General features: G+C 64.9%; 25 protein-coding genes and 1 pseudogene. 14 read left to right on the top strand and 12 right to left on the bottom strand.

Features of this window, described 5'->3' with window-relative positions; translation table 11 throughout:
- Positions 1 to 44 precede the first annotated feature (44 nt).
- The 4 genes from MUN23_RS07695 to purU all read right to left on the bottom strand — a co-directional run bounded on the left by MUN23_RS07695 (position 45) and on the right by purU (position 5,135).
- Positions 45 to 920, bottom strand: coding sequence for a bifunctional 5,10-methylenetetrahydrofolate dehydrogenase/5,10-methenyltetrahydrofolate cyclohydrolase (locus tag MUN23_RS07695; protein ID WP_248763270.1), 876 nt, complete (start codon positions 918 to 920; stop codon positions 45 to 47).
- On the bottom strand, positions 917 to 1,543 hold the full coding sequence (locus MUN23_RS07690) for a cyclodeaminase/cyclohydrolase family protein (RefSeq protein ID WP_248763269.1): 627 nt from the start codon (positions 1,541 to 1,543) through the stop codon (positions 917 to 919). The genes MUN23_RS07695 and MUN23_RS07690 overlap by 4 nt, the downstream gene beginning before the upstream one ends.
- A gap of 130 nt (positions 1,544 to 1,673) precedes the next feature.
- Complete coding sequence (locus MUN23_RS07685) at positions 1,674 to 4,166, bottom strand: FAD-dependent oxidoreductase (RefSeq protein WP_248763268.1); 2,493 nt, start codon at positions 4,164 to 4,166, stop codon at positions 1,674 to 1,676.
- A 54-nt stretch (positions 4,167 to 4,220) separates the two neighbouring features.
- Positions 4,221 to 5,135, bottom strand: coding sequence for a formyltetrahydrofolate deformylase (gene purU / locus MUN23_RS07680; protein ID WP_248763267.1), 915 nt, complete (start codon positions 5,133 to 5,135; stop codon positions 4,221 to 4,223).
- 136 nt (positions 5,136 to 5,271) lie between these two features.
- Here purU and MUN23_RS07675 point away from each other — a divergent pair, with 136 nt between their 5' ends.
- From MUN23_RS07675 to MUN23_RS07630, 10 genes are all read left to right on the top strand, one after another.
- Positions 5,272 to 5,949, top strand: coding sequence for a GntR family transcriptional regulator (locus MUN23_RS07675; RefSeq protein WP_248763266.1), 678 nt, complete (start codon positions 5,272 to 5,274; stop codon positions 5,947 to 5,949).
- 168 nt (positions 5,950 to 6,117) lie between these two features.
- The gene (gene glyA / locus MUN23_RS07670) at positions 6,118 to 7,416 is read left to right on the top strand and encodes a serine hydroxymethyltransferase (RefSeq protein ID WP_248763265.1); all 1,299 of its coding nucleotides are present in this window, start codon (positions 6,118 to 6,120) and stop codon (positions 7,414 to 7,416) included.
- Complete coding sequence (locus tag MUN23_RS07665) at positions 7,413 to 8,633, top strand: sarcosine oxidase subunit beta family protein (RefSeq protein ID WP_371875994.1); 1,221 nt, start codon at positions 7,413 to 7,415, stop codon at positions 8,631 to 8,633. The genes glyA and MUN23_RS07665 overlap by 4 nt, the downstream gene beginning before the upstream one ends.
- A 14-nt stretch (positions 8,634 to 8,647) precedes the next feature.
- Positions 8,648 to 9,067: a sarcosine oxidase subunit delta gene (locus tag MUN23_RS07660; RefSeq protein WP_248763264.1), complete on the top strand. Its 420-nt coding sequence runs from the start codon at positions 8,648 to 8,650 to the stop codon at positions 9,065 to 9,067.
- Positions 9,064 to 12,006, top strand: a complete 2,943-nt coding sequence (locus MUN23_RS07655; RefSeq protein ID WP_248763263.1) for a 2Fe-2S iron-sulfur cluster-binding protein — start codon at positions 9,064 to 9,066, stop codon at positions 12,004 to 12,006. Before MUN23_RS07660 ends, MUN23_RS07655 begins: the two co-directional genes overlap by 4 nt.
- A complete protein-coding gene (locus MUN23_RS07650) occupies positions 11,999 to 12,634 on the top strand; it encodes a sarcosine oxidase subunit gamma (protein WP_248763262.1) in 636 nt (211 codons plus the stop codon). Before MUN23_RS07655 ends, MUN23_RS07650 begins: the two co-directional genes overlap by 8 nt.
- Positions 12,635 to 14,008, top strand: coding sequence for an L-serine ammonia-lyase (locus MUN23_RS07645; protein WP_248763261.1), 1,374 nt, complete (start codon positions 12,635 to 12,637; stop codon positions 14,006 to 14,008).
- 109 nt (positions 14,009 to 14,117) lie between these two features.
- Positions 14,118 to 15,026 carry a pyridoxal 5'-phosphate synthase lyase subunit PdxS gene (pdxS, locus tag MUN23_RS07640; protein ID WP_371876034.1) on the top strand — a complete coding sequence of 303 codons (909 nt, stop codon included), beginning with the start codon at positions 14,118 to 14,120 and terminating at the stop codon, positions 15,024 to 15,026.
- Positions 15,027 to 15,038: 12 nt separating this feature from the next.
- Positions 15,039 to 15,263, top strand: a complete 225-nt coding sequence (locus MUN23_RS07635) for a hypothetical protein (protein ID WP_058930478.1) — start codon at positions 15,039 to 15,041, stop codon at positions 15,261 to 15,263.
- Between the two features lie 82 nt (positions 15,264 to 15,345).
- On the top strand, positions 15,346 to 17,067 hold the full coding sequence (locus tag MUN23_RS07630) for an alkaline phosphatase D family protein (RefSeq protein WP_248763260.1): 1,722 nt from the start codon (positions 15,346 to 15,348) through the stop codon (positions 17,065 to 17,067).
- A gap of 141 nt (positions 17,068 to 17,208) precedes the next feature.
- On the opposite strand, the pseudogene MUN23_RS23620 reads toward MUN23_RS07630, so the two are convergent.
- Together MUN23_RS23620 and MUN23_RS23615 are read right to left on the bottom strand one after the other, a co-directional pair.
- Positions 17,209 to 17,883: pseudogene (locus MUN23_RS23620) on the bottom strand (PhzF family phenazine biosynthesis protein); the annotation flags it as partial.
- A 135-nt stretch (positions 17,884 to 18,018) separates the two neighbouring features.
- Positions 18,019 to 18,597 (bottom strand): alcohol dehydrogenase catalytic domain-containing protein, encoded by a 579-nt coding sequence (locus tag MUN23_RS23615; RefSeq protein WP_371875993.1) that lies wholly within the window; start codon positions 18,595 to 18,597, stop codon positions 18,019 to 18,021.
- A 489-nt stretch (positions 18,598 to 19,086) separates the two neighbouring features.
- Between MUN23_RS23615 and MUN23_RS07615 the strand changes: the two genes are divergently transcribed.
- The 3 genes from MUN23_RS07615 to MUN23_RS07605 all read left to right on the top strand — a co-directional run bounded on the left by MUN23_RS07615 (position 19,087) and on the right by MUN23_RS07605 (position 22,695).
- Positions 19,087 to 20,397, top strand: coding sequence for an MFS transporter (locus tag MUN23_RS07615; RefSeq protein WP_248764023.1), 1,311 nt, complete (start codon positions 19,087 to 19,089; stop codon positions 20,395 to 20,397).
- Between the two features lie 62 nt (positions 20,398 to 20,459).
- On the top strand, positions 20,460 to 21,731 hold the full coding sequence (locus MUN23_RS07610; RefSeq protein WP_248763259.1) for an aminopeptidase P family protein: 1,272 nt from the start codon (positions 20,460 to 20,462) through the stop codon (positions 21,729 to 21,731).
- A gap of 124 nt (positions 21,732 to 21,855) precedes the next feature.
- Positions 21,856 to 22,695: an IclR family transcriptional regulator gene (locus MUN23_RS07605; RefSeq protein WP_248763258.1), complete on the top strand. Its 840-nt coding sequence runs from the start codon at positions 21,856 to 21,858 to the stop codon at positions 22,693 to 22,695.
- A 61-nt stretch (positions 22,696 to 22,756) separates the two neighbouring features.
- Here MUN23_RS07605 and MUN23_RS07600 read toward each other — a convergent pair whose 3' ends face one another.
- The 6 genes from MUN23_RS07600 to MUN23_RS07575 all read right to left on the bottom strand — a co-directional run bounded on the left by MUN23_RS07600 (position 22,757) and on the right by MUN23_RS07575 (position 25,680).
- On the bottom strand, positions 22,757 to 22,993 hold the full coding sequence (locus tag MUN23_RS07600; RefSeq protein WP_371875992.1) for a hypothetical protein: 237 nt from the start codon (positions 22,991 to 22,993) through the stop codon (positions 22,757 to 22,759).
- A 37-nt stretch (positions 22,994 to 23,030) separates the two neighbouring features.
- Complete coding sequence (locus tag MUN23_RS07595) at positions 23,031 to 23,489, bottom strand: GAF and ANTAR domain-containing protein (RefSeq protein WP_248764022.1); 459 nt, start codon at positions 23,487 to 23,489, stop codon at positions 23,031 to 23,033.
- Positions 23,490 to 23,518: 29 nt separating this feature from the next.
- Positions 23,519 to 23,773, bottom strand: coding sequence for a hypothetical protein (locus MUN23_RS07590; protein WP_248763256.1), 255 nt, complete (start codon positions 23,771 to 23,773; stop codon positions 23,519 to 23,521).
- Between the two features lie 140 nt (positions 23,774 to 23,913).
- Positions 23,914 to 24,696: a GAF and ANTAR domain-containing protein gene (locus MUN23_RS07585; protein ID WP_248763255.1), complete on the bottom strand. Its 783-nt coding sequence runs from the start codon at positions 24,694 to 24,696 to the stop codon at positions 23,914 to 23,916.
- Positions 24,680 to 24,952, bottom strand: coding sequence for a hypothetical protein (locus MUN23_RS07580; RefSeq protein WP_248763254.1), 273 nt, complete (start codon positions 24,950 to 24,952; stop codon positions 24,680 to 24,682). Before MUN23_RS07580 ends, MUN23_RS07585 begins: the two co-directional genes overlap by 17 nt.
- The gene (locus tag MUN23_RS07575) at positions 24,949 to 25,680 is read right to left on the bottom strand and encodes a GAF and ANTAR domain-containing protein (RefSeq protein WP_248763253.1); all 732 of its coding nucleotides are present in this window, start codon (positions 25,678 to 25,680) and stop codon (positions 24,949 to 24,951) included. The genes MUN23_RS07580 and MUN23_RS07575 overlap by 4 nt, the downstream gene beginning before the upstream one ends.
- Before the next feature lie 479 nt (positions 25,681 to 26,159).
- Here MUN23_RS07575 and MUN23_RS07570 point away from each other — a divergent pair, with 479 nt between their 5' ends.
- Positions 26,160 to 26,963, top strand: a complete 804-nt coding sequence (locus tag MUN23_RS07570; protein ID WP_248764021.1) for an alpha/beta hydrolase — start codon at positions 26,160 to 26,162, stop codon at positions 26,961 to 26,963.
- Positions 26,964 to 26,981 lie beyond the last annotated feature (18 nt).

Genomic DNA, 26,981 nt, shown 5'->3' with positions numbered 1-26,981 from the left:
AGGCAACAACCGTGCCTAAGCGAAGCAGGTGTGCCTGCCGTGGGTCACCCGGCTGTTCCCCGGACCAAGGCACGCGACTGTTCCCGCGCGGCCTCGGTGGTGTGCAGGAGCAGCAGGGACGTGGTGACTGAGCCAACGCCACCCGGAACGGGTGTCAGCGCCCCGGCGATGCCCCGGACGCTGGCTTCGTCCGCATCCCCCGCGAGGGACCCGTCGGAAAGGACGTTGGTGCCGACGTCGATCACAACAGCCCCGGAGGAAATGTGGCCGCCGTTCAGCAGGCCGGTGCGCCCGGCGGCGACCACCACGACGTCGGCCGTCTTGGTGTATTTCTCCAGCGCCCCTGACCTGGAATGGCAGACGGTGACGGTGGCGTCGCGTTCCAGCAGTAGCAGGGACAGCGGTTTTCCGACGACGGCCGAGCGTCCAATCACGACGACGTTCCGGCCCGCCACAGGGATGTCGAAGTGGTTAAGGATCTCGGTGACGGCCCGTGCGGTGGCGGGGGCGAACGAGGGCTGGCCCACGGCCAGCCGGCCAAGGCTCAGAGGGTTCGCGCCGTCGATGTCCTTCTCAGGGGCGATGTGCCCAACCAGCGCCTCGGCGTCAACGCCGGGAGGCAATGGCGTCTGCAAGATGATGCCGTTCACCGATGACTCGGAGCTGAGGTCCTTCAGGACAGAGGCCAGCACCTGTCCTGTCGCGTCGCGGCCCAGGTCCACGATCCGGCAATTGATGCCCGCGCTTTCTGCAGCCCGTTGGATGGACCGCACATACCAGTGCGTGGAGCCGTCGTCGGTGGCCACAACCACTGCAAGGGTGGGGCGCAGGCCGTCAGTTTCGAGGTTCCGGGCTTCGTCGTGGGCCTTCTGCTGAATGAGCTTTGCCAGGTTTCGTCCGGAGAGGAGTGTGGTGCTCAACCGAGAATCCTTTCGCGCACGCGCTTCACGAGCGAGTCGGCTGCCAGGATGACCTTGTCCTCAAGGCCGTCCGTCTGCTCAGCCAGCCGGGAACGGGCTTCGGTGTCCTTGATGGCCACCACATTGATGTCGATGTTCACCCGTGCAGTGGTGGCGGCTGCCCGGGCTGCGTCGACGGCGGCGGCGACGTCACTGATCACGTTGGCATTGGCCACCTCGAACAGTTCCGTGGCAAGATCCACGATGGCGCCGGCAACGAGAATCAGTTGTGCCGGCGTTTTTGCGGCCTGGACCAGCGCGTCCTGGATGGATGCTGTCCGTTCGGCCTTGAGGTCGTCAGTGCCGGCGGGGAGCTTGTAGGCATCAATGACGCCTTGGAACGCGTGCTGGTCGGCGTCCGCGAGGTGCAGGGCCTGGGCCACCAGTCCGTCGGCGCTGCTGATGATCCTGGTGACTAGTTCGGTGTGCTGTTCGTATTTCGTGCCGGTGGTGTACCTGGCCACCATGGCGACAAGTGCCGCCCCCTGAGCGGCGTGGAGTGCTGCTGCGGCGCCGCCGCCCGGGGTGGGTTCGCGCGAGGCAAGCCTGGCGAGGTAGTCGTTTATTGTTTCTGAACTGATCATGTGTCTTCCTGGGCTGAAGCTCTACTCGACTGGCCTGGGGCATGGGACGGGCCATGGAAAAGCAGCGGCCCGGACTCTGGTTGCGAGGAAATGAATCCGGGCCGCGTGCCCTTGAATGGCCCGGCAGCTGTCAGCCGCGGAGCCGGGTCATCGTGGGGTCATACAGTGGATCGGCCGTGACCGTGGCCTGGATGCGCCGGCCAAAGTACTCGATTTCAACCGCGTCACCCACGGAGACGGCGGCGGGCAGGTACGCGTAGGCAATTGGCTTGGCCACGGTGTAGCCATAAGCGGCGCTCGTGACGTAGCCAACTGCCTGGTCCTTGTAGAAGACAGGTTCCTTGCCCAGCACAATGCTGCGGCCGTCGTCGACCGTCAGGCAGCGAAGGCGGCGGGCGGAGTTTTCCTCGGTCCGGCCTTCCAGTGCTGCCTTGCCGACGAAGTTTTCCTTGGTCATCTTCACTGCGAAACCGAGTCCCGCTTCCAGCGGGTCGTGCTCGGTGGTCATGTCGGTGCCCCACGAGCGGTAGCCCTTTTCCAGGCGCAGCGAGCTGAACGCGGCGCGGCCGGCAGCGATCACGCCGAACGGCTGCCCTGCCTTCCACAGTGCGTCCCACAGGCGCTGGCCGTTGTCCGCGCTGGTGTACAGTTCCCAGCCCAGCTCGCCGACGTAGGACAGCCGCATTGCGGTGACGGTGACGCCGCCGATGACAACCTTCTTCGCCCGGAAGTAGCGCAGGCCGTCGTTGGAGAAGTCGTCGCTGCTGACCGTGCTGATCAGGTCCCGGGCGAGGGGTCCCCACAAGCCGATGCAGCATGTCCCGCCGGTGGTGTCGCGCACCTGGACCCAGTCGCTGGCGGTTCCGTTCTCCGTCTGGTGGCGTGCGGCCCGCTCAAAGTAGGCCGTGTCGATGTTTCCATTTGCTCCGAGCTGGAAGGTGTCTTCGCTCAGGCGTGCCACGGTGATATCGCTTCGGATCCCGCCGGCGTGGTCCAGTAGGAGGGTGTAGGTGACGGCCCCCGGCTTCTTGGCCATGTCGGCCGTAGTCAGCTCCTGCAGCAGCTTCAGGGCTCCGGGGCCGGATACCTCAAGGCGCTTGAGCGGGGTCATGTCGTACATGGCCACCGCGGTGCGGGTCTTCCAGGCTTCGGCGGCGGCGATGGGCGAGCTGAACATCCCAGCCCAGGCGTCACGTGCGGGCGGCTGCCATTCGTCAGGCATCTCCTTGAGCAGTTCGGCGTTGGCTTCGAACCAGTAGGGGCGCTCCCATCCGGCGCCCTCCAGGAAGTAGCCTCCCAACTGCTTGTGACGGGCGTGGAACGGGCTGACTCGGAGGTTGCGTGGAGAGAGCTTGGGCTGCAGCGGGTGCAGCACGTCATAGATTTCCACGAAGTTCTGTTGGGACGTCTCGCTGACGTACTCGGGGGTCAGCTGGACCTCTTCGAAACGGTGGATATCGCAGTCACCAAGATCAATGCTGGACTTGCCGGTGGTCAGCAGCTCAGCAACGGCGCGGGCAATGCCGGCGGAGTGGGTCACCCACACGGCCTCAGCCACATAGAAGCCGTCCACTTCCTTCGATTCGCCCACCAGGGAGCCGCCGTCCGGGGTGAAGGAGAAGATGCCGTTGAAGCCATCCTCGATTTCGCTTTCGCGCAGGGCCGGCAGCAGTTGCTTGGTGGCTTCCCACGCAGGAAGGAAGTCCTCCAGGGTGAAGTCCAGGCGCGAAGGCATGTTGTGTTCGCTGATGCTGCTGGGCTCGTAGCTGCTCAGCTCGTCAAGATCCACAGGCATAGGGCGGTGCGCGTAGGAACCAATGCCGTAGCTCTCGCCGTGTTCGCGGTAGTAGAGGTCCTGGTCCTGGTGGCGCAGGATGGGCAGCGAAGCGCCGTTGGGCAGTTCGTTCTTGCCCTGCTGTGCCGGTACGGGAGTGGTCTTGACGTACTGGTGGGCCAGCGGGAGGAGCGGAACGGACATCCCGATCATCTCGCCGATCTTCGCGCCCCAGAAACCGGCGCAGGAAACCACGATGTCCGCGGGGATGACGCCTTCAGCGGTCTCCACTCCTGTGACCCGGCGGTTGGACTGTTCGATTCCGGTGACCTCGGTGTTGCCGATGTACTTAACCCCGGCGGCTTCCGTGCGCTTGATGAGCAGCTGGACTGCGCGGGCGGCGAGGGCCAGGCCGTCGCTGGGTACGTGGAGGCCACCCAGGATGTCTTCCTCATTGATGAGCGGGTAGAGCTCCTTGCATTCCTCGCGGGAAAGGATCTTGCCGTCGATGCCCCACGCGGCGGCATACCCGAGCTTCCGCTTCAGGTCCGCGAGGCGGGTCTCGGTGGTGGCAACTTCCAGACCGCCGACCTGGTTGAAGCAGCTGACGCCGTCTTCGCTCAGGGACAGGAGCTTCTCAACCGTGTACTTGGCGAAGGCAGCCATGGTCTTTGAAGGGTTCGTCTGGAAAACGAGGCCCGGAGCGTGGGACGTGGAGCCTCCAGGCATGTTCAGGGGTCCCTGGTCCAGGACCGTGATGTTGTTCCAACCCCGCGCGACCAGTTCGTCGGCCAGGTTCGTGCCGACGATTCCCGCTCCAATAATGACAATGCTTGGCGTCGAAGCCATGTGGTTTCTCCTGCTGATTTTCGGGTGTTGTCTCTGCTGATGTGGTGGTGGTGCTTACCGGAACACGACAGTGCTGGTTTGGTCCAGCAGCACACGGTGCTCGCAGTGCCACCGCACGGCGCGGGACAGTGCCAGCGCTTCCGCATCCTGCCCGACTGTTGACAGTGTGGTGGGACCGTAGCTGTGGTCCACCCGGATGACTTCCTGTTCGATGATTGGCCCTTCATCAAGTTCAGCCGTCACGTAGTGGGCGGTGGCACCTACCAGTTTGACGCCACGGTCGTACGCCTGGTGGTACGGGCGCGCTCCCTTGAAACCAGGAAGGAAGGAGTGGTGGATGTTGATGGCCCGGCCTTCAAGGGAGCGGCAGAGGTCATCGGAGAGCACCTGCATATACCGGGCGAGCACAACGAGGTCAATGTTGTGTTCGTCTACGAGGTCCAGCAGTCGCTGTTCGGCGTCGGCCTTCGTCTCGGGGGTCACGGGGAGGTAGATGAAGGGCAGGCCGGCGGCTTCGGCCATGGCCCGGTGCGTTTCATGATTGGACACCACGAGGACGATGTCGCCGCCGAGGCTGCCGCCGCGCCAGCGGAAGATCAGGTCATTCAGGCAGTGGCCGAACTTGGACACCATGACCAGAACGCGCTGTTTGGTCTGGTCGTGGAAGCTGAACTTCATCTCGAAGCGGTCCGCGATGGAATTGAACTCCGCCTCCAGCCGCTCCGGCGTGTACTCGGGGGAACCCGAGAATGCGGTGCGCAGGTGCAGCGTCTCGCGGAGCCCGTCGTCGAACTGTTGGTGCTCATCGATGTTGAAACCACGTTCGAAGAGAAAAGTGGTGACTGCTTGGACAATGCCGGCACGTTCGACGCACGACAGTGTGAGTACGAACTTCTGGGCCTTGTCCTTCACGCGGGGGTCGTTCTGAGTCAGCGTGCTGGTTGATGAGTCTGTTGCCACTAGGGTCATGTCTCCTCCTTTAGGTATCTTCCCGCTAGATATATTCTCAAAACATCAACTGATATATTAGGGTTGGGAATCAGCGTATACTGGTCAGTGGGCGAGGTCAATAGCCTGTTTGGCTTGAATGGAAGGGGTCCAGGTTATGGCAGTTGAAGCGTTGGCGATCGTGGCAGATGCGGTCAAGCAGTCGTTGGCGGACGTGGCGTATGAGCGTATCCGCGACCGGCTGCTGATGCTTGACATCAAGCCCGGGGATCTTCTCAACGACGACCACCTCGCCAGGGACCTCGGCATGGGGCGGACTCCGGTGCGGGAAGCTTTGAAGCGGCTCGAGCTCGACCGCCTGGTGGTTTCGTATCCGCGCAGGGGCACCTTTGCGACCCGCGTGGAGGTGACCGACCTTGCTTTCATTTCAGAAATCCGGACGCAGCTAGAACCGCTCGCCGCGTCCCGTGCCGCCCGGGTGGCCACGGAGCGGCAGCGGGAGCAGTTGCGGGCTGTGATGCGGGCTGTTGAATCCTTCGATACCCATGCGGCCTCCGTCGTCGAAACCCTGCGCCTTGATGCGCGCGTCCATCGAGGCATCTACGCGGCTGCGGCCAACCCCCACCTCGAGGACGTCCTGATCCGGTACGACAATCTCGCCACCCGCATCTGGTGCATGGTGCTGGATCGCCTTCCCGACCTTTCCCGCCACGTGCATGAGCACCTGGACCTGCTCGGCGCAGTGATTGACGGTGATGAGGCACGGGCCGCTGACCTGGCAAGGAGCCACGTCAGTGGCTTCGAGGATGCCGTCCGCAAGGCGCTCTTCACCTGATCCAAGCCCCACCTCGCAAACTTTCCACCAGAAGCGCGGCCCTTCCGGCCGCGCTTCCGGCGTCTCTGGGACGGCTTGAAAAATCTGTTGACACCCACTTGGCTGAATAGCATACTTGAGTCACGTAACTAATATATCAACAGGATATTAGATAGCAGAGGAGAAAAGATGGTCGACGTTCTGACCCGTACGCTCGCAGAGACCGATCCTGCGATCCACGCAGCCGTTCAGCAGGAGCTCCTGCGCCAGCAGGGCACGCTGGAGATGATCGCCTCCGAAAACTTTGCGCCGACTGCCGTCATGGAGGCACAGGGATCCGTCCTGACCAACAAGTACGCCGAAGGCTACCCGGGCAAGCGCTACTACGGCGGCTGCGAACACGTTGACGTGGTCGAGCAGCTGGCCATCGACCGTCTTAAGTCATTGTTCGGCTCCGAGTTCGCCAATGTGCAGCCACACTCCGGCGCCCAGGCCAACGCCGCGGCGATGTTCGCCCTGATCCAGCCCGGCGACACCATCCTGGGGCTGAACCTCGCACACGGTGGCCACCTCACCCACGGCATGAAGATCAACTTCTCCGGCAAGCTCTACAAAGTGGTCCCGTACGGAGTCGGCGAAGACACCCATACCATTGACATGGCCGAGGTTGAGCGCCTGGCGGTTGAGAACAGGCCGAAGCTGATCGTCGCCGGCTGGTCCGCCTACTCCCGGCAGCTGGACTTCGCCGAGTTCCGCCGTATCGCGGACCTGGTAGGCGCCTACCTGATGGTGGACATGGCCCATTTCGCCGGCCTCGTGGCCGCAGGGCTTCACCCCAGCCCCGTGCCTCACGCCCACATCGTCACAAGTACGACCCACAAGACCCTTGGCGGCCCGCGCGGTGGTGTGATCCTGACCAACGACGCCGGCATCGCCAAGAAGGTCAACTCCGCGGTGTTCCCCGGACAGCAGGGTGGCCCGCTGGAGCACGTTATTGCCGCGAAGGCTGTGGCGTTCAAGCTCGCCGCTGAGCCGGAGTTCCGCGACCGCCAGGAACGCACCCTGGAAGGCGCCCGCATCATCGCAGAACGCATGCTGGCGGCCGACGTTTCAGAGTCCGGCGTGACCGTCGTCAGCGGTGGCACCGACGTGCACCTGGTCCTGGTGGACCTCCGCAATTCTGAACTGGACGGCCAGCAGGGCGAAGACCGCCTGCACCGGATCGGCATCACGGTCAACCGCAACGCCGTGCCGTTCGACCCGCGTCCGCCGATGATCTCTTCCGGTCTTCGTATCGGCACGCCGGCACTGGCCACGCGTGGATTCGGGAAGACGGAATTCACCGAGGTCGCGGACATTATCGCCGGAGCACTCAAGCGCGAGTTCAGCGACGAGACCGTGGCGGAACTGCGGCAGCGGGTTGAACTCCTGGCCGGAAAGTTCCCGCTCTACCCCAACCTCTCCTCTGACGTGAACGAGGTGGCATGATGGCCGATCAGCTCCCGGAACACCCGGATTTCCTTTGGCGGAACCCGGAACCCAAGTCCTCGTACGACGCCGTGATTGTTGGTGGCGGCGGGCACGGCCTGGCCACCGCCTACTTCCTGGCCAAAAACCACGGCATGACAAACATCGCCGTCCTCGAAAAAGGCTGGCTGGCCGGCGGCAACATGGCCCGGAACACCACCATCATCCGGTCCAACTACCTCTGGGACGAGAGCGCGGCCATCTACGAGCACGCACTCAAGCTCTGGGAAGTCCTGCCGGAGCAGCTCGAATACGACTTCCTCTTCAGCCAGCGCGGCGTGATGAACCTCGCCCACACCCTGGGTGATGTCCGTGAAAGCATGCGGCGCGTGGGCGCGAACAAACTCAACGGAGTGGACGCCGAGTGGCTGGACCCGCAGCAGGTCAAGGAACTCTGCCCCATCCTGAACATCAACGACAACATCCGCTACCCCGTCATGGGCGCCACCTACCAGCCGCGCGCCGGCATCGCCAAGCATGACCACGTGGCCTGGGCCTTCGCCCGCAAGTGCGACGAACTGGGCGTGGACATCATCCAGAACTGCGAAGTCACCGGGTTCATCAAGGACGGTAACCGGGTCACCGGCGTCAAGACCAACCGAGGCACCATCAACACCGAAAAGGTGGGCCTGTGCGCCGCCGGGCACAGCTCGGTCCTGGCCGAAATGGCAGGCTTCCGGCTCCCCATCCAGTCCCACCCGCTGCAGGCGCTGGTTTCCGAACTGCACGAACCGGTCCACCCCACAGTGGTCATGTCCAACCACGTGCACGTCTACGTCTCCCAGGCCCACAAGGGCGAACTGGTCATGGGCGCCGGAGTGGACTCCTACAACGGTTACGGCCAGCGCGGCTCGTTCCACGTGATCGAGCACCAGATGGCGGCCGCCGTCGAGCTCTTCCCGATCTTTGCCCGTGCGCACGTACTCAGGACCTGGGGCGGCATCGTTGATACGACGCTGGACGCCTCCCCGATTGTGGGCACCACTCCGGTGGACAACATGTTCGTGAACTGTGGCTGGGGCACCGGCGGCTTCAAGGGCACGCCGGCCGCGGGCCTCACCTTTGCCCACACCATCGCCACGGGAACGCCGCACGAACTGAACAAGCCGTTTGCGCTGGAGCGGTTCGAAACCGGCGCCCTGATCGACGAACACGGCGCAGCCGCCGTGGCCCACTAGAAGAGAGTCCGGACATGCTCCTCATTTCATGCCCCAACTGCGGCTCCCGCGACGAGACCGAGTTCCACTACGGCGGGCAGGCCCACGTGGCCTATCCGGAAAACCCGAACGAACTGAACGACCGCGAATGGGCCGAGTTCCTGTTCTACCGGGACAACACCAAAGGCGCTTTTGCCGAACGCTGGCTCCACAGCACCGGCTGCCGCCAGTGGTTCAACATGCTCCGCGACACGGTCACCTACGAGATCCATGCGATCTACCCCATGGGCGCGCCCCGGCCTGACGCAGCCGCCCCGGCACGTGAGTCCGGCACGGCCAGCCTCGCGGCTGACAGCACCACCACCGGTACCGCTGCGCCGAGCACCGCCACGACCAGCATCGCCGCCAGCACCTCATCTGCCAGCATCACCGCCCCGGAAGGAGCAACCAAGTGACTTCCCAGAACGCCCGCCTCGCAGCCGGCGGACGCATCGACCGCACCATCTCCTGGCGATTCACCGTGGACGGCGAGGAATTCACCGGCCACCCCGGCGACACACTCGCCTCGGCGCTGCTCGCCAACGGCCGGATCGCCGCCGGAAACTCGCTGTACGAGGACCGCGCACGCGGCATCATGTCCGCCGGCGTTGAGGAATCCAACGCACTGGTTCGCGTTGAAGCCCGGTTCCCGGGCCACGTGGCCGAGTCCATGCTTCCCGCCACCACCGTCACCCTGGTGGACGGCCTGGCAGCAGGCATGCTGAACGGCCTGGGCAAGCTGGACCCGGAAGATGACCGTGCGGAGTACGACAAGAAGTACGTCCACACCGACGTCCTGATCATCGGCGGTGGCCCTGCCGGCCTGGCCGCGGCCCGTGAAGCGGTCCGCGCCGGCGCCCGGGTGATGCTGATGGACGACCAGCCCGAACTGGGCGGCTCCCTGCTGTCCGGGTCCACTGCCTCCGGCCTCGCCGAGACCATCGAAGGCAATCCGGCCCTGGAGTGGGTGGCGGACGTGGAAGCCGAACTGGTTTCCGGGGCCGAAAGCACGGTCCTGAACCGCACCACGGCCTTCGGCGCCTACGACGCCAACTACGTTATTGCGGTCCAGAACCGCACCGACCACCTGTCCAGCCCGGCAGCGCCCGGCGTCTCCCGGCAGCGGATTTGGCACGTGCGTGCTAATCAGGTGATTCTGGCCCCCGGCGCCCACGAGCGTCCGCTGGTCTTCGAGAACAACGACCGCCCCGGCATTATGCTGGCCTCCGCCGTCCGCAGCTACCTCAACCGTTACGCCGTCGCCGCTGGCCAGCGCGTGGTCATCAGCACCACCAACGACAGCGCCTACGCCCTCGCCGCGGACCTGCGGGCCGCCGGCGTCAAGGTGGCGGCCGTGGTCGACGCCCGCCCTGCCCTCACCCAGGTGGCAGCAGCCGCTGTCGAATCCGGCACCCGGGTTCTGATCGGCAGTGCCGTTGCCAACACGGCAGCCGGCGATGACGGCCGGCTGTTCGCAGTCACCGTCCGCAGCATCAACGACGACGGCGAGCTCACCTCCGGCGTCGAAGAGATCGCCTGCGACCTTCTGGCAGTCTCCGGCGGCTGGAGCCCGCTGGTGCACCTCCACTCCCAGCGGCAGGGCAAGCTGCGCTGGGACGACGAACTGGCCGCTTTCGTGCCAAGCACCGCAGTTCCGAACCAGCAGACCATCGGCTCCGGCCGCGGCAGCTTCGAACTTGCCGACGTCCTTGCCGAGGGCATTTCCGCCGGCGCCGCCGCGGCCATCGCCGCGGGATTCGCGTCGGAAACCAAACCGTCAGTCCTCGGCGAACCGAAAGCTTCAGCTCCGACCCGCCAGCTCTGGCTGGTACCGGGCCAGGACGGCACCCCGGATGACTGGCACCACCACTTCGTGGACTTCCAGCGGGACCAGTCAGTGGCTGACGTGCTGCGGTCCACCGGTGCCGGCATGCGGTCTGTGGAGCACATCAAGCGGTACACCTCCATCAGCACCGCCAACGACCAGGGCAAGACCTCCGGCGTCAACGCGATCGGCGTCATCGCCGCCGCGCTCCGGAGCGTCGGCGACGCGTCCCGAGGCATCGGCGACATTGGCACCACCACGTACCGCGCACCGTTCACTCCGGTGGCATTCGCAGCACTGGCCGGACGCCAGCGCGGCGAGCTGTTCGACCCCGCCCGCGTCACGTCGATCAACCCGTGGCACGTGGCCCAGGGCGCACTGTTCGAGGACGTGGGGCAGTGGAAGCGCCCCTGGTACTACCCGCAGATCGGGGAAGACATGGACGCAGCCGTGCTGCGCGAATGCGGTGCCGTCCGCGACTCCGTCGGGTTCATGGACGCCACCACCCTCGGCAAGATCGAAATCCGCGGCAAGGATGCCGGTGAGTTCCTCAACCGGATCTACACCAACGCGTTCAAAAAGCTCGCCCCGGGTTCGGCCCGCTACGGCGTGATGTGCATGGCGGACGGCATGATCTTCGACGACGGCGTGACCCTGCGCCTGGACGATGACCGTTACTTCATGACCACCACCACCGGCGGCGCCGCGAAGGTGCTGGACTGGCTGGAGGAATGGCTGCAGACCGAATGGCCGGAGCTGGACGTGCACTGCACCTCGGTGACCGAACAGTGGAGCACCATTGCCGTCGTCGGGCCTAAATCCCGCGCGGTCCTGGCAAAGGTGGCCCCCGAACTCGCAAAGGACGGCGGGCTGGAAGCCGAAGCCTTCCCGTTCATGACGTTCCGCGAAACCACCCTCGCCTCAGGCGTGCAGGCCAGGGTCTGCCGGATCTCCTTCTCCGGCGAACTGGCCTACGAGATCAACGTGCCGTCCTGGTACGGGCTTAATACCTGGGAAGCCGTGGCCGCGGCAGGCGCCGAATTCAACATCACCCCCTACGGCACCGAAACCATGCACGTGCTCCGCGCCGAAAAGGGCTACCCGATCGTCGGGCAGGACACCGACGGCACCGTCACCCCGCAGGATGCGGGCATGGAATGGGTGGTGTCCAAGGCCAAGGACTTCATCGGCAAGCGCTCCTACGCCCGAGCCGATGCCCGGCGCGAGGACCGCAAGCACCTGGTCAGCGTCCTGCCTGTGGACGGCACCATCCGGCTGCCCGAAGGCACCCAGCTCGTGGAGAAGGGCATCAGCACCAGCCCCGCCTACGGCCCGGTCCCCATGGAGGGCTTCGTCACCTCGAGCTACCACAGCGCCGCCCTGGGCCGCTCGTTTGGGCTGGCACTGATCAAGAATGGCCGCAACCGCATCGGCGAGACCCTGGTGGCCGCAGCCGGCGACCAGCTGGTTGATGTTGTTGTCGCAGAAACCGTACTTTTTGACCCCGAAGGGACCCGCAAAGATGGCTAATTCAGCAGCACTCGAAGGCATCAATGGACTCCGGGACATCCGCCGGAGCCCCGCCTCCCACCTGGCCCCGGCACTGGTGGCAGGCTCCGTCCGGGGCAAGGTTGTCCTGGCCGAGGGCCCCTTCCAGACCATGGCCGGGATCCGCGTGGACCCCCGCTCCGAGGAAGGGGCGCGGATCGCTTCTGTTGCCGGCGGCCTGCCGGCACGCTGCGGCGACGTGGGCGGCGCCGACGGCGTCAGCGTCCTCTGGCTGGGACCGGCGGAGTTCCTGGTGGTTGCACCCGAAGAGGCCCACGACTCCCTGGGCGGCAACCTCATCGGGTCCCTCACCGAGGCGCTGGGTGACGCCCCCGGCCAGGTGGTGGACCTGTCCGCCAACCGCACCACGTTTGAACTGTCCGGTCCCCGCGCCCGGGCCGTCCTGGAAAAAGGCTGCGCCCTTGACCTGCACCCGCGCAGTTTCACCCCGGGAACCGCCCTGAACACCGAGGTGGGCAACATCCCGGTGGTCCTGCAGAAGACCGGGGAGGAAAGCTTCCGGCTTTTCCCCCGCGCCTCCTTCGCGGACTTCCTGGGCCGGTGGCTCCTCGATGCAATGCGCGAGTATGCCTCGCCAGAGGTCCCCTAAATGGCACTCAGCGTCCTGGACCTCTTCTCCGTTGGTATCGGGCCCTCGTCGTCGCACACGGTGGGCCCGATGCGGGCGGCAAAGCTCTTCGCCGACGGACTCAAGGGCGACGGCCACCTGAGCGCCACCAGGCGCGTCCAGGCTGAGCTGTTCGGTTCGCTGGGTGCCACCGGGCGGGGCCACGGCTCGGACAAGGCCGTGGTCCTGGGCTTCAAGGGACTGGACCCGGAAACCGTGGACACCGCCACGGCGGACGACCAGGTGGCTGCCGCGGCCCTCGACGCCGAACTCCTGGTCGGTGGCCACCACCGCGTGGACTTCAACTGGGACGAGGACGTGGTGCTGCACCGGCGCAAGTCCCTCCCGGCCCACCCCAACGGCATGACCTTCCGCGCCCTGGACCACGCCGGGGCGGTGCTGAGCGAACGGAGCTTCTACTCGATCGGCGGCGGCTTTGTAGTGGACGGCGATGCCGGCGCCGAAGACAGGGTGGTGGCGGACTCCACCGTCCTCCCGTACCCCTTCAGCACCGCCGACGAACTCCTGGAGATCTGCAAGCGCGAGGGCATGTCCATTTCCGACGTTATGCTCGCCAACGAACTCACATGGCGCAGCGAAGCGGAACTCCGGGAAAAACTGCTGGCACTCTGGGCAGTCATGCGCGAATGCGTGGACAACGGCTGCGCCGCTGAGGGGATTCTTCCAGGCGGCCTTAACGTCAGACGACGGGCGCCGTCGTTGTTCCAGACCCTGACCGCAGACACCGGCGTCACCGATCCCCTGCGGGCCATGGAGTGGGTGAACCTCTTCGCCCTGGCGGTCAACGAGGAAAACGCCGCGGGCGGTCGCATTGTCACCGCCCCCACCAACGGCGCGGCGGGAATCGTGCCCGCCGTGCTGCACTACTACGTGAAGTTCGTGCCCGGCGCCAATGACGACGGTGTGGTTCGTTTCCTGCTGGCCGCGGCCGCAGTCGGAATTCTGTTCAAGATCAACGCTTCCATCTCCGGTGCGGAGGTTGGGTGCCAGGGGGAGGTGGGCTCGGCCTGCTCCATGGCGGCCGCGGGCCTATGCGAGGTCCTCGGAGGAACGCCCGAGCAGGTGGAGAATGCCGCCGAAGTAGGGATCGAACACAACCTCGGCCTGACCTGCGACCCCGTGGGCGGCCTGGTGCAGATTCCCTGCATCGAACGCAACGCCATCGCCAGCGTCAAAGCCATCAACGCCGCGCGGCTGTCCCTCCACGGGGACGGCAGCCACAAAGTGTCCCTGGATAAAGCGATCAAGACCATGCGGGAAACCGGCGCCGACATGAAAAGCAAATATAAGGAGACGTCCCGGGGTGGCCTCGCGGTAAACGTCATCGAATGCTGACTCGGTGAAACCCCTCTGGCCCCGGGTGTGCACATACACCCGGGGCCAGTCCCTTAACTCGAATGCCTGGCTTCGCAGGCGCCCCGTCCCCTTGGAGCAAGAAGTGACCCTGAAACGACTCCCCTACGAACATGTCGCTGTTACGGGCAGCAGCCGCGTCAAGCGCGGTATGGCTGAGATGCTCAAGGGCGGCGTCATCATGGACGTCGTCAACGTCGAACAGGCCCGCATCGCCGAGGACGCCGGTGCCGTTGCAGTGATGGCGCTGGAACGCGTTCCGGCTGATATCCGTGCCCAGGGCGGCGTGTCCCGCATGTCGGACCCGGACATGATCGAGGCGATCATCGCAGCCGTGTCCGTCCCGGTCATGGCCAAGGCCCGGATCGGCCACTTCGTGGAGGCCCAGGTCCTGCAGTCGTTGGGCGTGGACTACATTGACGAGTCCGAGGTCCTGACCCCGGCCGACTACGTCCACCACATCGACAAGTGGAACTTCAAGGTTCCCTTCGTCTGTGGCGCCACGAACCTGGGTGAGGCGCTGCGCCGCATCAACGAGGGTGCGGCCATGATCCGGTCCAAGGGCGAGGCCGGCACCGGCGACGTCTCCAACGCCACCGGGCACATGCGCCAGATCCGCGCCGAGATCGCCAAGCTTGCGGCGCTGCCCGAGGACGAGCTGTACGTCGCGGCCAAGGAACTGCAGGCCCCGCTCGAACTGGTCAAGGAAGTCGCCGCCGCCGGCAAGCTCCCCGTGGTGCTGTTCACCGCGGGCGGCATCGCCACCCCGGCCGACGCTGCGATGATGATGCAGCTCGGCGCCGAGGGGGTGTTTGTCGGTTCCGGCATCTTCAAGGCCGGCAATCCGGCCCAGCGTGCCGCCGCCGTCGTCAGGGCTACTGCCTATTACGACGACCCCGACGTCATCGCCCAGGTCTCCCGTGGCCTCGGCGAAGCCATGGTGGGCATCAACGTGGACGAGATCCCGCAGCCCCACCGCCTCGCCGAGCGCGGTTGGTAAAAAGGGGCGGCTGTGACGGGAAACCAACTGGAAAAGGCTGCCAGCGGACGTGGGTTGCGCACAGACTGGGCACGCCTCACGGGCCATACGGTTGAGGTCTGGTGCATGGACGAATACATTGTGACGGGCGTTGTTGACCAGGCCTCAGCAGACGACTCCGTGCTCTGGATTGCCGCAGCCGGAAACGACAGGCGACGGCTTTTCGACAAGCGGAGTGGATTTCAGGTCCGGGCCTAGGCCGCAGTGCCTTGGGAGGTGTTTCCTCGCCTCTTTGGCCGTACCCATGGTCGCCGCGGGCCGGAACGGGTACAACTGAGTGATGACGACTTCCCTGGTGCTTGGTCCCATGATGCGGTATGTGGATGAGACCTCGGCGAGCATCTGGGTGGAGACCCGGAGCGAGTCCCGCGTCACCGTCCGGGCCGGCGGCAGGGACTGGGCGGCGCGTACTTTCGCGGTGCACGGCCACCATTACGCACTGGTGGAGGCGGACGGACTGGAGCCCGGAACGGTGCTTCCCTACACCTTGGAAATCGACGGCGAACACGTCTGGCCGGATCCGGCCACCGGGTTTCCGCCGTCGGTGATCGCGACGCTGAAGCCCGGCAAGCCGCTGCGCCTGGCCTACGGCTACTGCCGCACCAGCGTCCCGCACGACGAGTCCGGCAACCGGACGCACGGCGTCGACTCGCTCCGCGCCTACGCCCTGGCGATGGCCTCAGGCGGTGACTTGCCGTGGCCGGACCTGGTGGCCTTCCTGGGCGACCAGGTCTACGCCGACCTGACCAGCGAACAGATGCAGCAATTCATCCGCGCCCGCCGCGACATCGACGAACCGCCCGGCGAGGAGCTCAAAGACTACGAAGAATATGCGCACCTCTACAATCTCGCCTGGTCCGACCCGGCGAACAGGTGGCTGTTGTCCACCCTGCCCAGCGCGATGATCTTCGACGACCACGACATCCGCGACGACTGGAACGCCTCGCTGAGCTGGAAAAGGGAGATGGAAGCCACCACGTGGTGGCACGGGCGGATTGTCTCGGGGCTTGCCTCCTACTGGGTGTACCAGCATCTGGGCAACCTCTCGCCACAGGAGCGGCGGGACGATGCCATCTGGCAGCGGATCGCCGGGCACCAGGGCGGGGCCGAACTCGACGTCAGTGCTGAACTGGACGGCTTCGCGGAACGCGCAGACCGGGACCCGGAATCCTACCGGTGGAGTTACTGCCGGGATTTCGGCGACACACGGCTGATAGTGGTTGACTCCCGCGCGGCCAGGAATCTGGACCCGGAAGCCCGCGCCCTGCTTGACGACGACGAAATGGCCTGGCTTGACGGCCGGATGCGAGGCGGATTCCGGCACCTGCTCGTGGCCACATCCCTGCCTTTCCTGCTGCCGATGGGCCTGCACCACGTTGAGTCGTGGAATGAGGCCGTTTCGGAGGGCGCGTGGGGGAAGCGCGCCGCCCGGGCTGGCGAGAAGCTGCGCCAGGCGGTGGACCTGGAACACTGGGGCGCCTTCCAAAAAAGCTTTCAGGACGTGGCTGCCATGGCGGCCGAGGTCGCCGATGGCAAGCGTGGCCCGTCACCCGAGACCGTGACATTCCTGTCCGGGGACGTCCATTTTTCTTACGTCGCCGAGGTGGAACGCTCCTCCGGCAGCCGGATCATCCAGGCAGTCTGTTCCCCGATCCGCAACCCCCTTCCCCGGCTGATGAGATACTTCGGGGCCGTCATGGCCTATGGCCTGGCTTCACCGGTAGGTGCCCTGGTGGCCCGCTCGGCGCGTGTGCCGAATCCGCCGTTCCGCTGGAAACGCCTCGAGGGGCCCTGGTTCACCAACAACCTGGCCAGTCTGGAGGTTGTCCCGGAGGGGCTGAAGCTGTGGTGGCAGACAGGCGTGGTGGAAGACGGCGACGAACTTCACCCACGGCTCGAGACTGTGGCATCCGTTATTGTGGCGTCCCGGGAGGAAGGCGGGAGCCCACGTGTCGGGCGGGGTTTGGACAGGCTCACCCACCGGCGCGCGGATCGAACCTAGCTGGCCAGGACCTAGCCGGCCAGGTGCACAATACCTTCGAGGTACCGCACGCACGTGCCGGAGAGCAGGGTGCGCTCCCCTTCCACACGGCAGAGCACGGTCCCGCCGCGTGCCGAGAGCTGGCGGGCGCCTGCCAGCCCAGAGCGGTGCCAGCTGGGAGTGCGCCGAGCCGGTCACCGGGTCCTCGCCAATGCCGGCCCGGGCACCGAAGAACCGTGAGACGAAGTCGTGGCCGGTTCCATCACCCGCAGCGGTGACGACGACGCCCCGCACCGGCAGCTTCGCAAGCGCCCCAAAGTCGGGGGTCAGGTTGCGCACGGTCTCGGCGTCCTTGACGACATGGATGAGGTCGGTTGCCAGGAAAGCCTCGAGTGCCGGAACGCCGAGGGCTTCGGTGACCGAGGGGTCGACGGCCACCGGTTCGGGCATCTCGGACGGGAAGTCCAGGATGAAGCCGTCACCGTCGCGCTCCACAAACAGCCAGCCGCTGCGGCTCCAAAATTGCAGCCGTTTGGCGTCAGGGTGAACGTCCGTGAAGAGGTACGACGCCGTGGCCAGGGTCGCGTGCCCGCAGAGGTCCACTTCAATGGCCGGCGTGAACCAGCGGAGGTGGTAGGCGGGCTGCGAGGAGTCGAAGGGCGTGGCCTCGTCCGGGATCGCGGCAACGAGAAAGGCCGTCTCGGAGAGGTTGTTCTCCTCGGCCAACTGTTGGAGCACACGGTTACCCAGCCAGCCCTCCAAAGGCATCACGGCTGCTGGATTGACTTCAAAAGGCTTGGTGGCGAAGGCGTCGATCTGGATCAGGGGTATGTGCATGCGCCCCACGGTAGCGGCGAACTGGACTGGAAAAATATAGCCAGTTTGAGAAAGTGTTTGCCCGCCGCGGTGGAAACGGCGACGGCGGCACACCGGACTGACCGGTGCGCCGCCGTCGGGGTTTCCGAAGAAGCGTCAGGCGTGAGTGCCCGCCAGGGCCGATTCCTCGTCCGTTGCGAGTGGGCCGTGCGGCTCAAATCGGACGAACATTGCCTTGAAGCCGGGGGAATTGGATTCGCGGGCCACGTTTTCCTGGTGGACCAGGGCGTTGGCTTCGGGGAAGTACGCGGCGGCGCAGCCCTTCGCCGTGGGGTAGGCCACCAGGCGGAATTTGTCGGCCTGCCGGTCGTGGCCATAGAAGGTGGTGTTGTACTGGTCGTGGCTGCGGATGGTCTGGAGGACCAGGTGTCCGTCCGGCGGGGTGAGGTATTCGAGCGGGCTGACGGTGAAGCGGCCGCGGCCGATGTCCGTCTTGAGCGAGCGGGTATCCCGCGGCCATGGCCTTCCAGTCCACGCCGTGGTCCTCGCCGAAGGACCGATAGCGCTGACCACCCTTGTGGCCTCATGGCCCAGCAGGATGGGGAAATCGTCAGTGATGCCGCCCTGCCTGTAGTGCAGGTCCGTGTGGCAGACCCCGCAGGTGAGGATGTCCACCAGTGCCTCCCCCCGGACCGGGGTCCCGGACCAGGATGGTCTCCACCGATACCGGGGCATTCTTTTGCTTGGCGATGACCGCCTTGACTCTGTGAACCATTAGCTGGCGTTCCTTTCCTGAGTCCAGGGACTCCTGGGCGACGGCGCTCCGGGCAATCCAGTCGACCCGTCGGGTTCAAAAGGTTCTCACGCCGCAGCTCCGGGCCCCCAGCCGCTGGTTGCTGGAACAGCTGTCCGAGCGACGGTGTGGATGTACGCCATTGTCGCAACATGATTTCATCCTACGCAACTGATGCCTTGTCTTCTCTGGCTGCGCGCCGCCGGGAAGCCCGATGCTGTCCCGGCGAGGAGCCATGTGCCGAGCAACAAAATAACCATTGACTGTGTTGCTGATCACGCTTAGTCTGTTGCAACAGCGTTGCGCTGATTGCAACCCCAAACAAACTTGGTGGATTCATGAGTAACGAAACTTCCTCTCCCGCTCGTGCGGGAGGCCGTGGCCCGCAACCGCATGATGTACCTGACGGCCACCCGTCCGGCCGCAGCACCATGAACGGCCAGAATTTTGAACCCGCTGACAACGTGGTCAGCAAAGAAACGCGCCGCAGAGTCATTGCGGCCAGCTTCATCGGCAACTTCGTTGAATGGTTCGACTACGCCGTCTACGGCTATCTGGCCGTCACGATTGCCACAGTCTTTTTCCCTGAATCAGATCCCCAGACCGGACTTCTGCTGACCTTCGCCCTGTTTGCGATTTCATTCCTGGTACGCCCGCTCGGCGGGTTCGTCTGGGGCCACATCGGTGACAGGGTGGGCCGGCGCACAGCGCTGTCCCTCTCGATCTTGATCATGTCAGGAGCAACCTTCTGCATTGCACTCATTCCGGGCTATGCCACGATCGGTATCTGGGCTCCCATCCTGCTTCTGGTCATCCGGGTAGTGCAGGGCTTCTCCGCCTCTGGTGAATACGCTGGAGCGTCGGCCTTCCTGGTCGAGTACGCTCCGGCCAACAAGCGTGGCCTATACGCCGCGGTTGTTCCCGCCAGTACCGCGGCCGGCTTGCTCCTCGGCTCCCTGATCGCAGGCCTGTTGACAGTCCTTCTGAGTTCCGATGCCATGCAAAGCTGGGGTTGGCGGCTGCCGTTCCTGCTCGCAGCCCCGATGGGACTGATCGGCCGCTACATCCGGACCAAGCTCGAAGACACCCCGGTGTTCCGCGAGCTGGCAGCGGAGGACGAGGCAATCAAGGCACCCGTATCCAGCCTGTTGCGGAACCACTGGCGGCAGCTGCTGCAGGCCGTCGGAGCGGTGCTGCTCAACGCCGTCGGGTTCTACGTCATCCTCAGCTACATGCCCACCTATTTGTCCTCGGAACTGGGCCTTGGCGAAACCGAATCGTTCCTTGCGACGACCATCGCGCTGGTCACGTACATCGGCTTTATCTTCCTGACCGGGATGCTTTCGGACCGTTACGGACGCAAGAAGGTGCTGATCAGTGCATCCGTCGCCTTTATTGTGCTGACCGTGCCCGCATTCGCACTGCTGGGAACCGGGAATTTCCTGGTCATCGTCCTCATGCAGATCCTGCTGGGAGCGATGCTCACCCTCAATGACGGAACACTTCCCAGCTTCCTGGCCGAAATGTTCCCCACCCGCGTCCGCTACAGCGGCTTCGCGGTCAGCTTCAACCTCTCCAACGCCCTGTTCGGCGGTACCGCCCCGTTCATGGCCACGCTCCTGATCGCGGCCACCGCAAGCGATCTGGCTCCGGCCTGGTACCTCGTCGCTGCGGCAGTCATCTCGCTGATCGCCGTTTCACTGTCCAGGGAAACCTGCAAAGAACCGCTGCGCCGCGAATAGCCGAACCCCTTCCAACCACTTCTCCCTTCAAGCAAACCGCACCAAAGAAAGGCATCACTTCAATGACCACCACAGCATCTGAAAACGCCACGTCCGTCGCCGAACTGGAGCGACTGAAGGTCCTCAACAACGGCCAGAAGGTCTCCCTGACCTTCTCCGATGCCGAATTCGAGCGGCGCATTGCCGGTCTTCGCCGGATCATGGCCGAGAAGGACCTGGACGCCGTCGTCCTCACCAGCTACCACTCCATCAAGTACTACTCCGATTTCCTGTTCACCACGTTCGGCCGCTCCTACGGCATGGTGGTCACCAAGGATGAAACCGTCACCGTAACCGCCAACATCGACGCCGGCATGCCCTGGCGCCGCAGCTACGGCGACAACCTGGTCTACACGGACTGGCGCCGCGACAACTACATCTTCGCTATCCAGGAAGTCCTGCGGACCCGAGGCATCAGCCCGCGCCGCCTCGGCGTCGAGGACGACTCGCTGCCGCTGGATAACCGCAACAAGATCCAGGCCGCCTTCTCCGGCGCAACGCTCGTGGACGTGGCGCAGGCAGCGATGCGCCAGCGCATGATCAAGTCAGCGGAGGAAATCGAGGTCATCAAGCACGGTGCCCGGATCGGCGACGTCGGCGGCGAAGCCATCCGCAACGCCATCACGGCCGGCATCACGGAGTACGAGGTCGCCCTGATTGGCACCGAGGCGATGGTCCACGAGATCGCCAGGACGTTCCCCAACTCCGAAATCCGGGACACCTGGGTCTGGTTCCAGTCCGGCATCAACACGGACGGCGCGCACAACTGGGCCACCACCCGCAAGATCCAGGAACACGACATCCTGTCCCTGAACTGTTTCCCCATGACCAGCGGGTACTACACGGCCCTGGAGCGCACCCTGTTCTACGGCGAACCCGATGCCCGCTCCCTGGAACTGTGGAACATCAACGTGGAGGTCCACAAGCGCGGACTTGAGCTGATCAAGCCCGGCGCCGTGTGCAAGGACATCGCCGCGGAGCTCAACGAGATCTACGTGGGCCACGGGCTCCTCGCCAACCGGACGTTCGGCTACGGACACTCCTTCGGTGTCCTCAGCCACTACTACGGCCGCGAAGCCGGGCTGGAGCTCCGCGAGGACATCGACACGGTGCTGGAACCGGGCATGGTGGTCTCCATGGAACCCATGATTACCGTCCTGGATGGCCAGCCGGGCGCCGGCGGCTACCGCGAGCACGACATCCTGGTGGTGGGCGAAGACGGCGCCGAGAACATCACCAAGTTCCCGTTCGGCCCCGAGTACAACATCATCGGAACCTCCCCAACCGCTCCCTAGCCTCGCAAGCTCGGCCAGGGAACCCTGCGGTCGTGGCCCCAGGCTCAACCACCGCCCCGGGAAGCGGCGCCGTGTCCCACACGGCGCCGCTTTCCGCTGACTATGCGCAATGATAGTGAGCATCATGACCACACCAGATTCCATTGACACCCACGGCAGCGACACCAACGGCAAGGGCGACACCAAGGGCGCCTCAGTCATCGTCAACGCCATCGCCGTCCTTCGATCATTCACGGCCGACGAGCCGTTGCTTGGCGTGACGGAGATCGCCAACCGGGTGGGCCTGCACAAGAGCACCGTGTCAAGGATCCTGGCAACCTTCGAACAGGAAAACCTCGTGGAACGCGATGCGGACACGCGCCGTTTCCGCCTCGGACTGGGCCTGATCGCCGTCGCCGGTCCGTTGTTGGCCGAACTGGAGGAGCGGCGGGTCGCCTATCCGGTCCTGCGCGAACTCACGGAACTGACCGGCGAAACCAGTGCCCTGATGATGTGGGAGGGCAACGAGTCGATCTGCGTGGAGCAGATTGCCAGCCGCCACCAGATCAAGCACACTGCGCCGCTGGGGGCCCGGTACAGCGACGCGTTGAGTTCCTCGGTTCAGGTGTTCCTTGGAATGCAGCCGGAGGAGAGGGTGCGTGCCCTCCTGCGCAGCGGAGCCATTACCTACCCCGGGCTGGACGAGGTCTCCCTTGAGGACTATCTGCTCCGCCTTAAAGACGACTCCCGCCGCGGGTGGGCCATCAACTACGGCGAGTCCTCCTTGGATGAAGTCGGCGTTGCCGCCCCCGTCTACGATCACCGCGGCGACCTTGTGGCAGCAGTCCTCATCCCGGCCCCTAGGTTCCGCGTCTCCAAGGAGCGCCTGCAGAGCCTCGGCGAATCCTGCAGGGCAGCGGCGGACAAAGTCACCGCACGGCTGGGCGGCAACGCACCCGGCGCCATCAAACGCTCTCTCACTTAACGCAGGAAAACCACCAACGCTCGCTCACTTGCCTCAAGAAAGTGGAAGAGCGTTCGGCCCGCTAGGACTCTTCGGGCCGGGACGGGTCCCCGGACCCCAGCTCGTCCGAATAGGGCGCACGCGGACCGGCCTGGTCAGAGGACAGTTCGTTTGCCGCCATGGCCAGCCGGTCCCGCTGCAGTTCGGGGAGCGAGAGAAGTGCCTGCAGGTAGGCCTCCACTTCATACTCGCCCACAGATCCGCCGATGCCGAAGTAGTAGAGCCACAGGTCACCCGTGCTGACTTGTGCTGCTGTCAATGCTGACTGGAGCCTGCGGCGTTGCTCCGGTTCGCTGCTATCGAAGCCCATCACTTCTGCCTCTGCGCGGGTGAGAGGCCACGCCAGCCAGGACAATGGCACTGACTTCCTTGAGCGTGCTGCGCGTCGCGCGGGCCTGCCGCATCAGCTGCTGCAGGGCGGCGTCCTCGGTAATGGTGTGGCGCTCCATGAGTATTCCGCAGGCCCGGTTAATCAGGTCCCTGCTGTAGAGGGCCGATTGCAGGCTCTCACTGATGCGTTCCGGAGTTTCGGCAGTCTGGATATGCGACAGAAGGGTGGCCGCGGGGGAGGCAAAAAGCTCCATGAGGGCGGCGGTGGCATCTTCGAAGGCGCCGGGGGAGGCGGCGTAAATCTTCATTGCACCTACGGCCTGCCCGTCGGCGATCAGCGGGGTGCTGATCACTGAGCGGATTGGCATCTCAACGACGGCGGCGCTCCAGTTTGGCCAGCGGGCTTCAGTTGCAACGTCATGGATGAGGATGCTCTGTTGGGTGGCCCAGGCTGTCAGGCAGGGCCCCTGGACCAGTTCATACTGAGGGCGTCAGCGCGTTCCACGATGCTGTCGGTAGACCCGGAACTGACCGGGCGGGCATGGGGATCAAGGATTGAGACACCTGCCCCAAGAGTCCCCGGGATGGAATCCCTCACGGCGCGGGAGAGGTGCTGGACGGCGTGGTCCACTTTTTCTTCCGTGAGGAGCAGCCCCATAATCCTGCCCAAGGCAGTGGATAGTTCATCCAGGGGATACTTCTTGATCATGGTTTTTGCCTCCGGCCATTCTGCGTGACCGGCCTCCGGCGGGCCGGATGAGCCTGTTTGTGACCGTTCAGCGCTTGAGGTAAAGCCTAGCGTGCGTGGTGGGTTGCGGACCCCGACCTGCACGGATTCAGGCTGTTTGGCTATTCATCGTAGGTGGTGGGGAATTCCCGTTCGCCGCCAATTCCGGAAATGATGCCGGCGGCCACCTCCTTTAACTTGATATTGCGGTAACTGGAGGCCTTGACCAATATCTGGAACGCGGCATCGCGGTCGCACCGGTTCTGCGCCATGATGGCCCCAATGGCCGTGTCAATGACAGTGCGGGATTTCAGGGCGGCGGCGAGGTCGTCACGCGCGTCGCGCAGCTGTGCGATGTTCAGGGCAAGGTCCAGCGCCTTGGCGGCGATGCCCGCCAGGCCAACAGCCGCATCAATCCCGTGGTGTGGAAAGCCATCCGTGTTGGGGGAGTAGAGATTAATCGCCGCCTGGGCAGGAGCCTGCAGATGCATTGGTACTGCCAGGATGGAGCCGATGCCCAGCTGGCGGGCAGCCTGGTTGTATTTCGGCCAACGGACATCGGCGTCCAGATCTGGGACATGGACCATCGATTCTGTCCGAAGGGCTGTCAGGCACGGTCCGTGGCCGAAGCTGTTTTGCAGTTCGTCCAGGTTCCGGGCGAGGGCATCGCTGCTGGCCGCAGCGACCGGCCGCTTCTGCCGGACTACCGTGATCCCGCAGGACAAGTGGTTCCCTGGCTGTGACAGCTGGGTGGCAAAAATCGCAGCGGTGTCCGTCAGGAATTCACGGACGTCGGAGCTTGCCAGGACGAGGTCCTGCAGGTGGAGCACAAACTCGTGCAGGCCGGCGCCGGTGCGTCCAACGTTGCCGGATTCGGGTTCTCGGATATCAAAGTCCTGGGACATGTGCACTTCCCGGTCCGTCCGCCGTGATCTCCTTGATGGCGGTCTGGATGAGATCCATCTGCAGTGGGGCCAACTCCACCAGCTCGTGCAGATAGGCGTCCACCCCGAGCTGATCGACGTTTCCGCCGATCCCGTAATAGTAGGTCCATAGCCCGTGGAGGCTGATGTTCCCGCTCTGGAACTGGGCGGCCGCAAACTTGCGCTGGTCCGCCTCGAAGGCAGGCTGGGGGGTGCCCAATCCGCCGTCGTCCATCATTTCGCTCCGCCTCCGGTGATGACGGGGATATCCGAGGCGTGGTGCAGGATGTCCCCGGCGATGTCATGCAGCCGGCGGTTGCTGCTGCTGGAAGCAAGGTGCAGGAGCTTGACGGCGGTTTCATGGCTGCACCGGTTCTGCACCATGATCAGGGCAACGGCCGAGTCCATAACGGCCCGGGACCGCAGTGCCGACCTCAGGTGCTCGGGGTACGGGTCCGACGGATGCACGCGGATTGCCAGGCGCAGGATCCGGGAAAGCGATGCAGCGTGCTCTTCAATGGCGGTCACCGTGCCGGGGCCAAAAGTATTGAGCTCGGTTGAATAGCAGTTCAGGGCGGAGCGGGATCCGTTGTCGGTGGGGATGGGGACGGCCAGGATTGTCCGGATGCCTTCGTCTGCGACCGCCCCGGCATACCAGGCCCAACTCTCGTCCGCCTGAAGATCACGGATAAGGACTGTGCGCTGCTCCCGCAGCGCCGTCAGGCAGGGGCCGTCGTCGAATGCGTACTGGCGTTCGTCCAGGCTCCGGGCCGTCTCGGTGCTGCTGGCTACCGTCGCTGGCCCGGTCTCCCGTTCCACCGTGATGGCACAGAGCAGGGGCGTGTCCCCGCCCAGCAAGGACGCGGAGATCGCGGTCAGTCCCAGGAGGAATTCGGTGAAACCCGGACTCTCAAGAAGCAGGTCCTGTAATTGCTCTGCCGTCGGCAGGGCGTCATTCTCGGCCATGCGGCCTCAATTCCAAGCAACGCCGGGGTCACACGACCCGGCTGGCGGCTGTGCGCTCTCTTCGCGCGCGGCCCGTATATTCAACCCCGGACCTATATATGCCACCCCGAAATCTCCTACTACCGACACTACGCCCTTCCAGGGCAGCCGCCGGTGGTCCCGGCGAAGTACTAGTAGCCGGGAGCGCCACGGAGCGCCCGCAGAAAACGCGCGACGGCGGCTGTTGCGTCCCGGTAGTCCCTCCGGGTCATCCCGAGGATGGAATGCACAGGCACAAATCTACGGTTTCCTGCTCGGCGACTTTGCCGGGAGGCGCCACGCTGTAGGCTCGGCACATGGCTGATCTGCGGCGTCGGACGTTTGTCTTTCGCACGCTGGTTGGTGCGGCTGCCGCGGCGGCCGTTGGAATTCTCGGCGCCGCGTGTTCGCCCGGCGCCGAGCGGGACGGTACCGCCGGTGGCGGTGCCAAGGGGGATGCATTGAAGCGGCACAAGTACCAGTACGGTGAGGACGCCAGTCAGTGGGGCGAGCTTTTCCTGCCGGAGCTGCCGGCCGGCGGCGAGCACCGCGGCGTGGTGGTGGTGATCCATGGTGGCTACTGGCGCTCGCAGTACGGCGCAGAGCTGGGGGAGCCCATCGCCAAGGACCTGGCCGCCCATGGCATGGCCGCCTGGAACCTTGAATACCGCCGGGCCGGAAACGGCGGCGGCTGGCCAAACACCTTCATTGACGTGCTTGCCGGTATCGACAAGCTGGGGGACCTCGCGGCCAAACATGCACTGAACCTGGGTCCGGTGGTGGCGCTGGGCCATTCAGCCGGCGGGCATCTTGCCGCCTGGGCTGCCGGCCGGGGCAAGCTTGCCCAGCTGGGAATGCCGGATGCTGACCGCCAGGTGCCCCGCACCTCAGATGCCTCCGCGGTGCACCTCACCGGAGTGGTCAGCCAGTCTGGCCTACTCAACCTGGCCGAGGCGGAGAAGCTGAACCTCAGCAACGGTGCGGTGAGCAACCTCCTGGGCGGGTCGTCGTCGAAGTATCCGCACCGCTACAGGTACGCCGACCCCATGACCGCCCTTCCACTGGCCGTGCCGGTCATCGCTGTCCATGGATCGGAGGACACCACCGTTCCCTTGGGTCAGTCCGAGTCCTATGTGAACGCCGGAACCACGGCAAACATGGAGACCCGGCTGGTGAGGGTCCCTGGAGACCATTACGCCCTGATTGACCCCAAAGCGCCTGGTTACAGGGCGTGCCGCGAGCTTGTTCGGTCCCTTTTGCGTTAGATTCGGCGCTCCAGGGTT

The sequence above is a fragment of the Pseudarthrobacter sp. SSS035 genome (assembly GCF_023273875.1).
Classification (GTDB): Bacteria; Actinomycetota; Actinomycetes; order Actinomycetales; family Micrococcaceae; genus Arthrobacter.
Note: the sequence above shows the minus strand (reverse complement) of the source record. Positions and strands in the feature narration are given on the sequence as shown.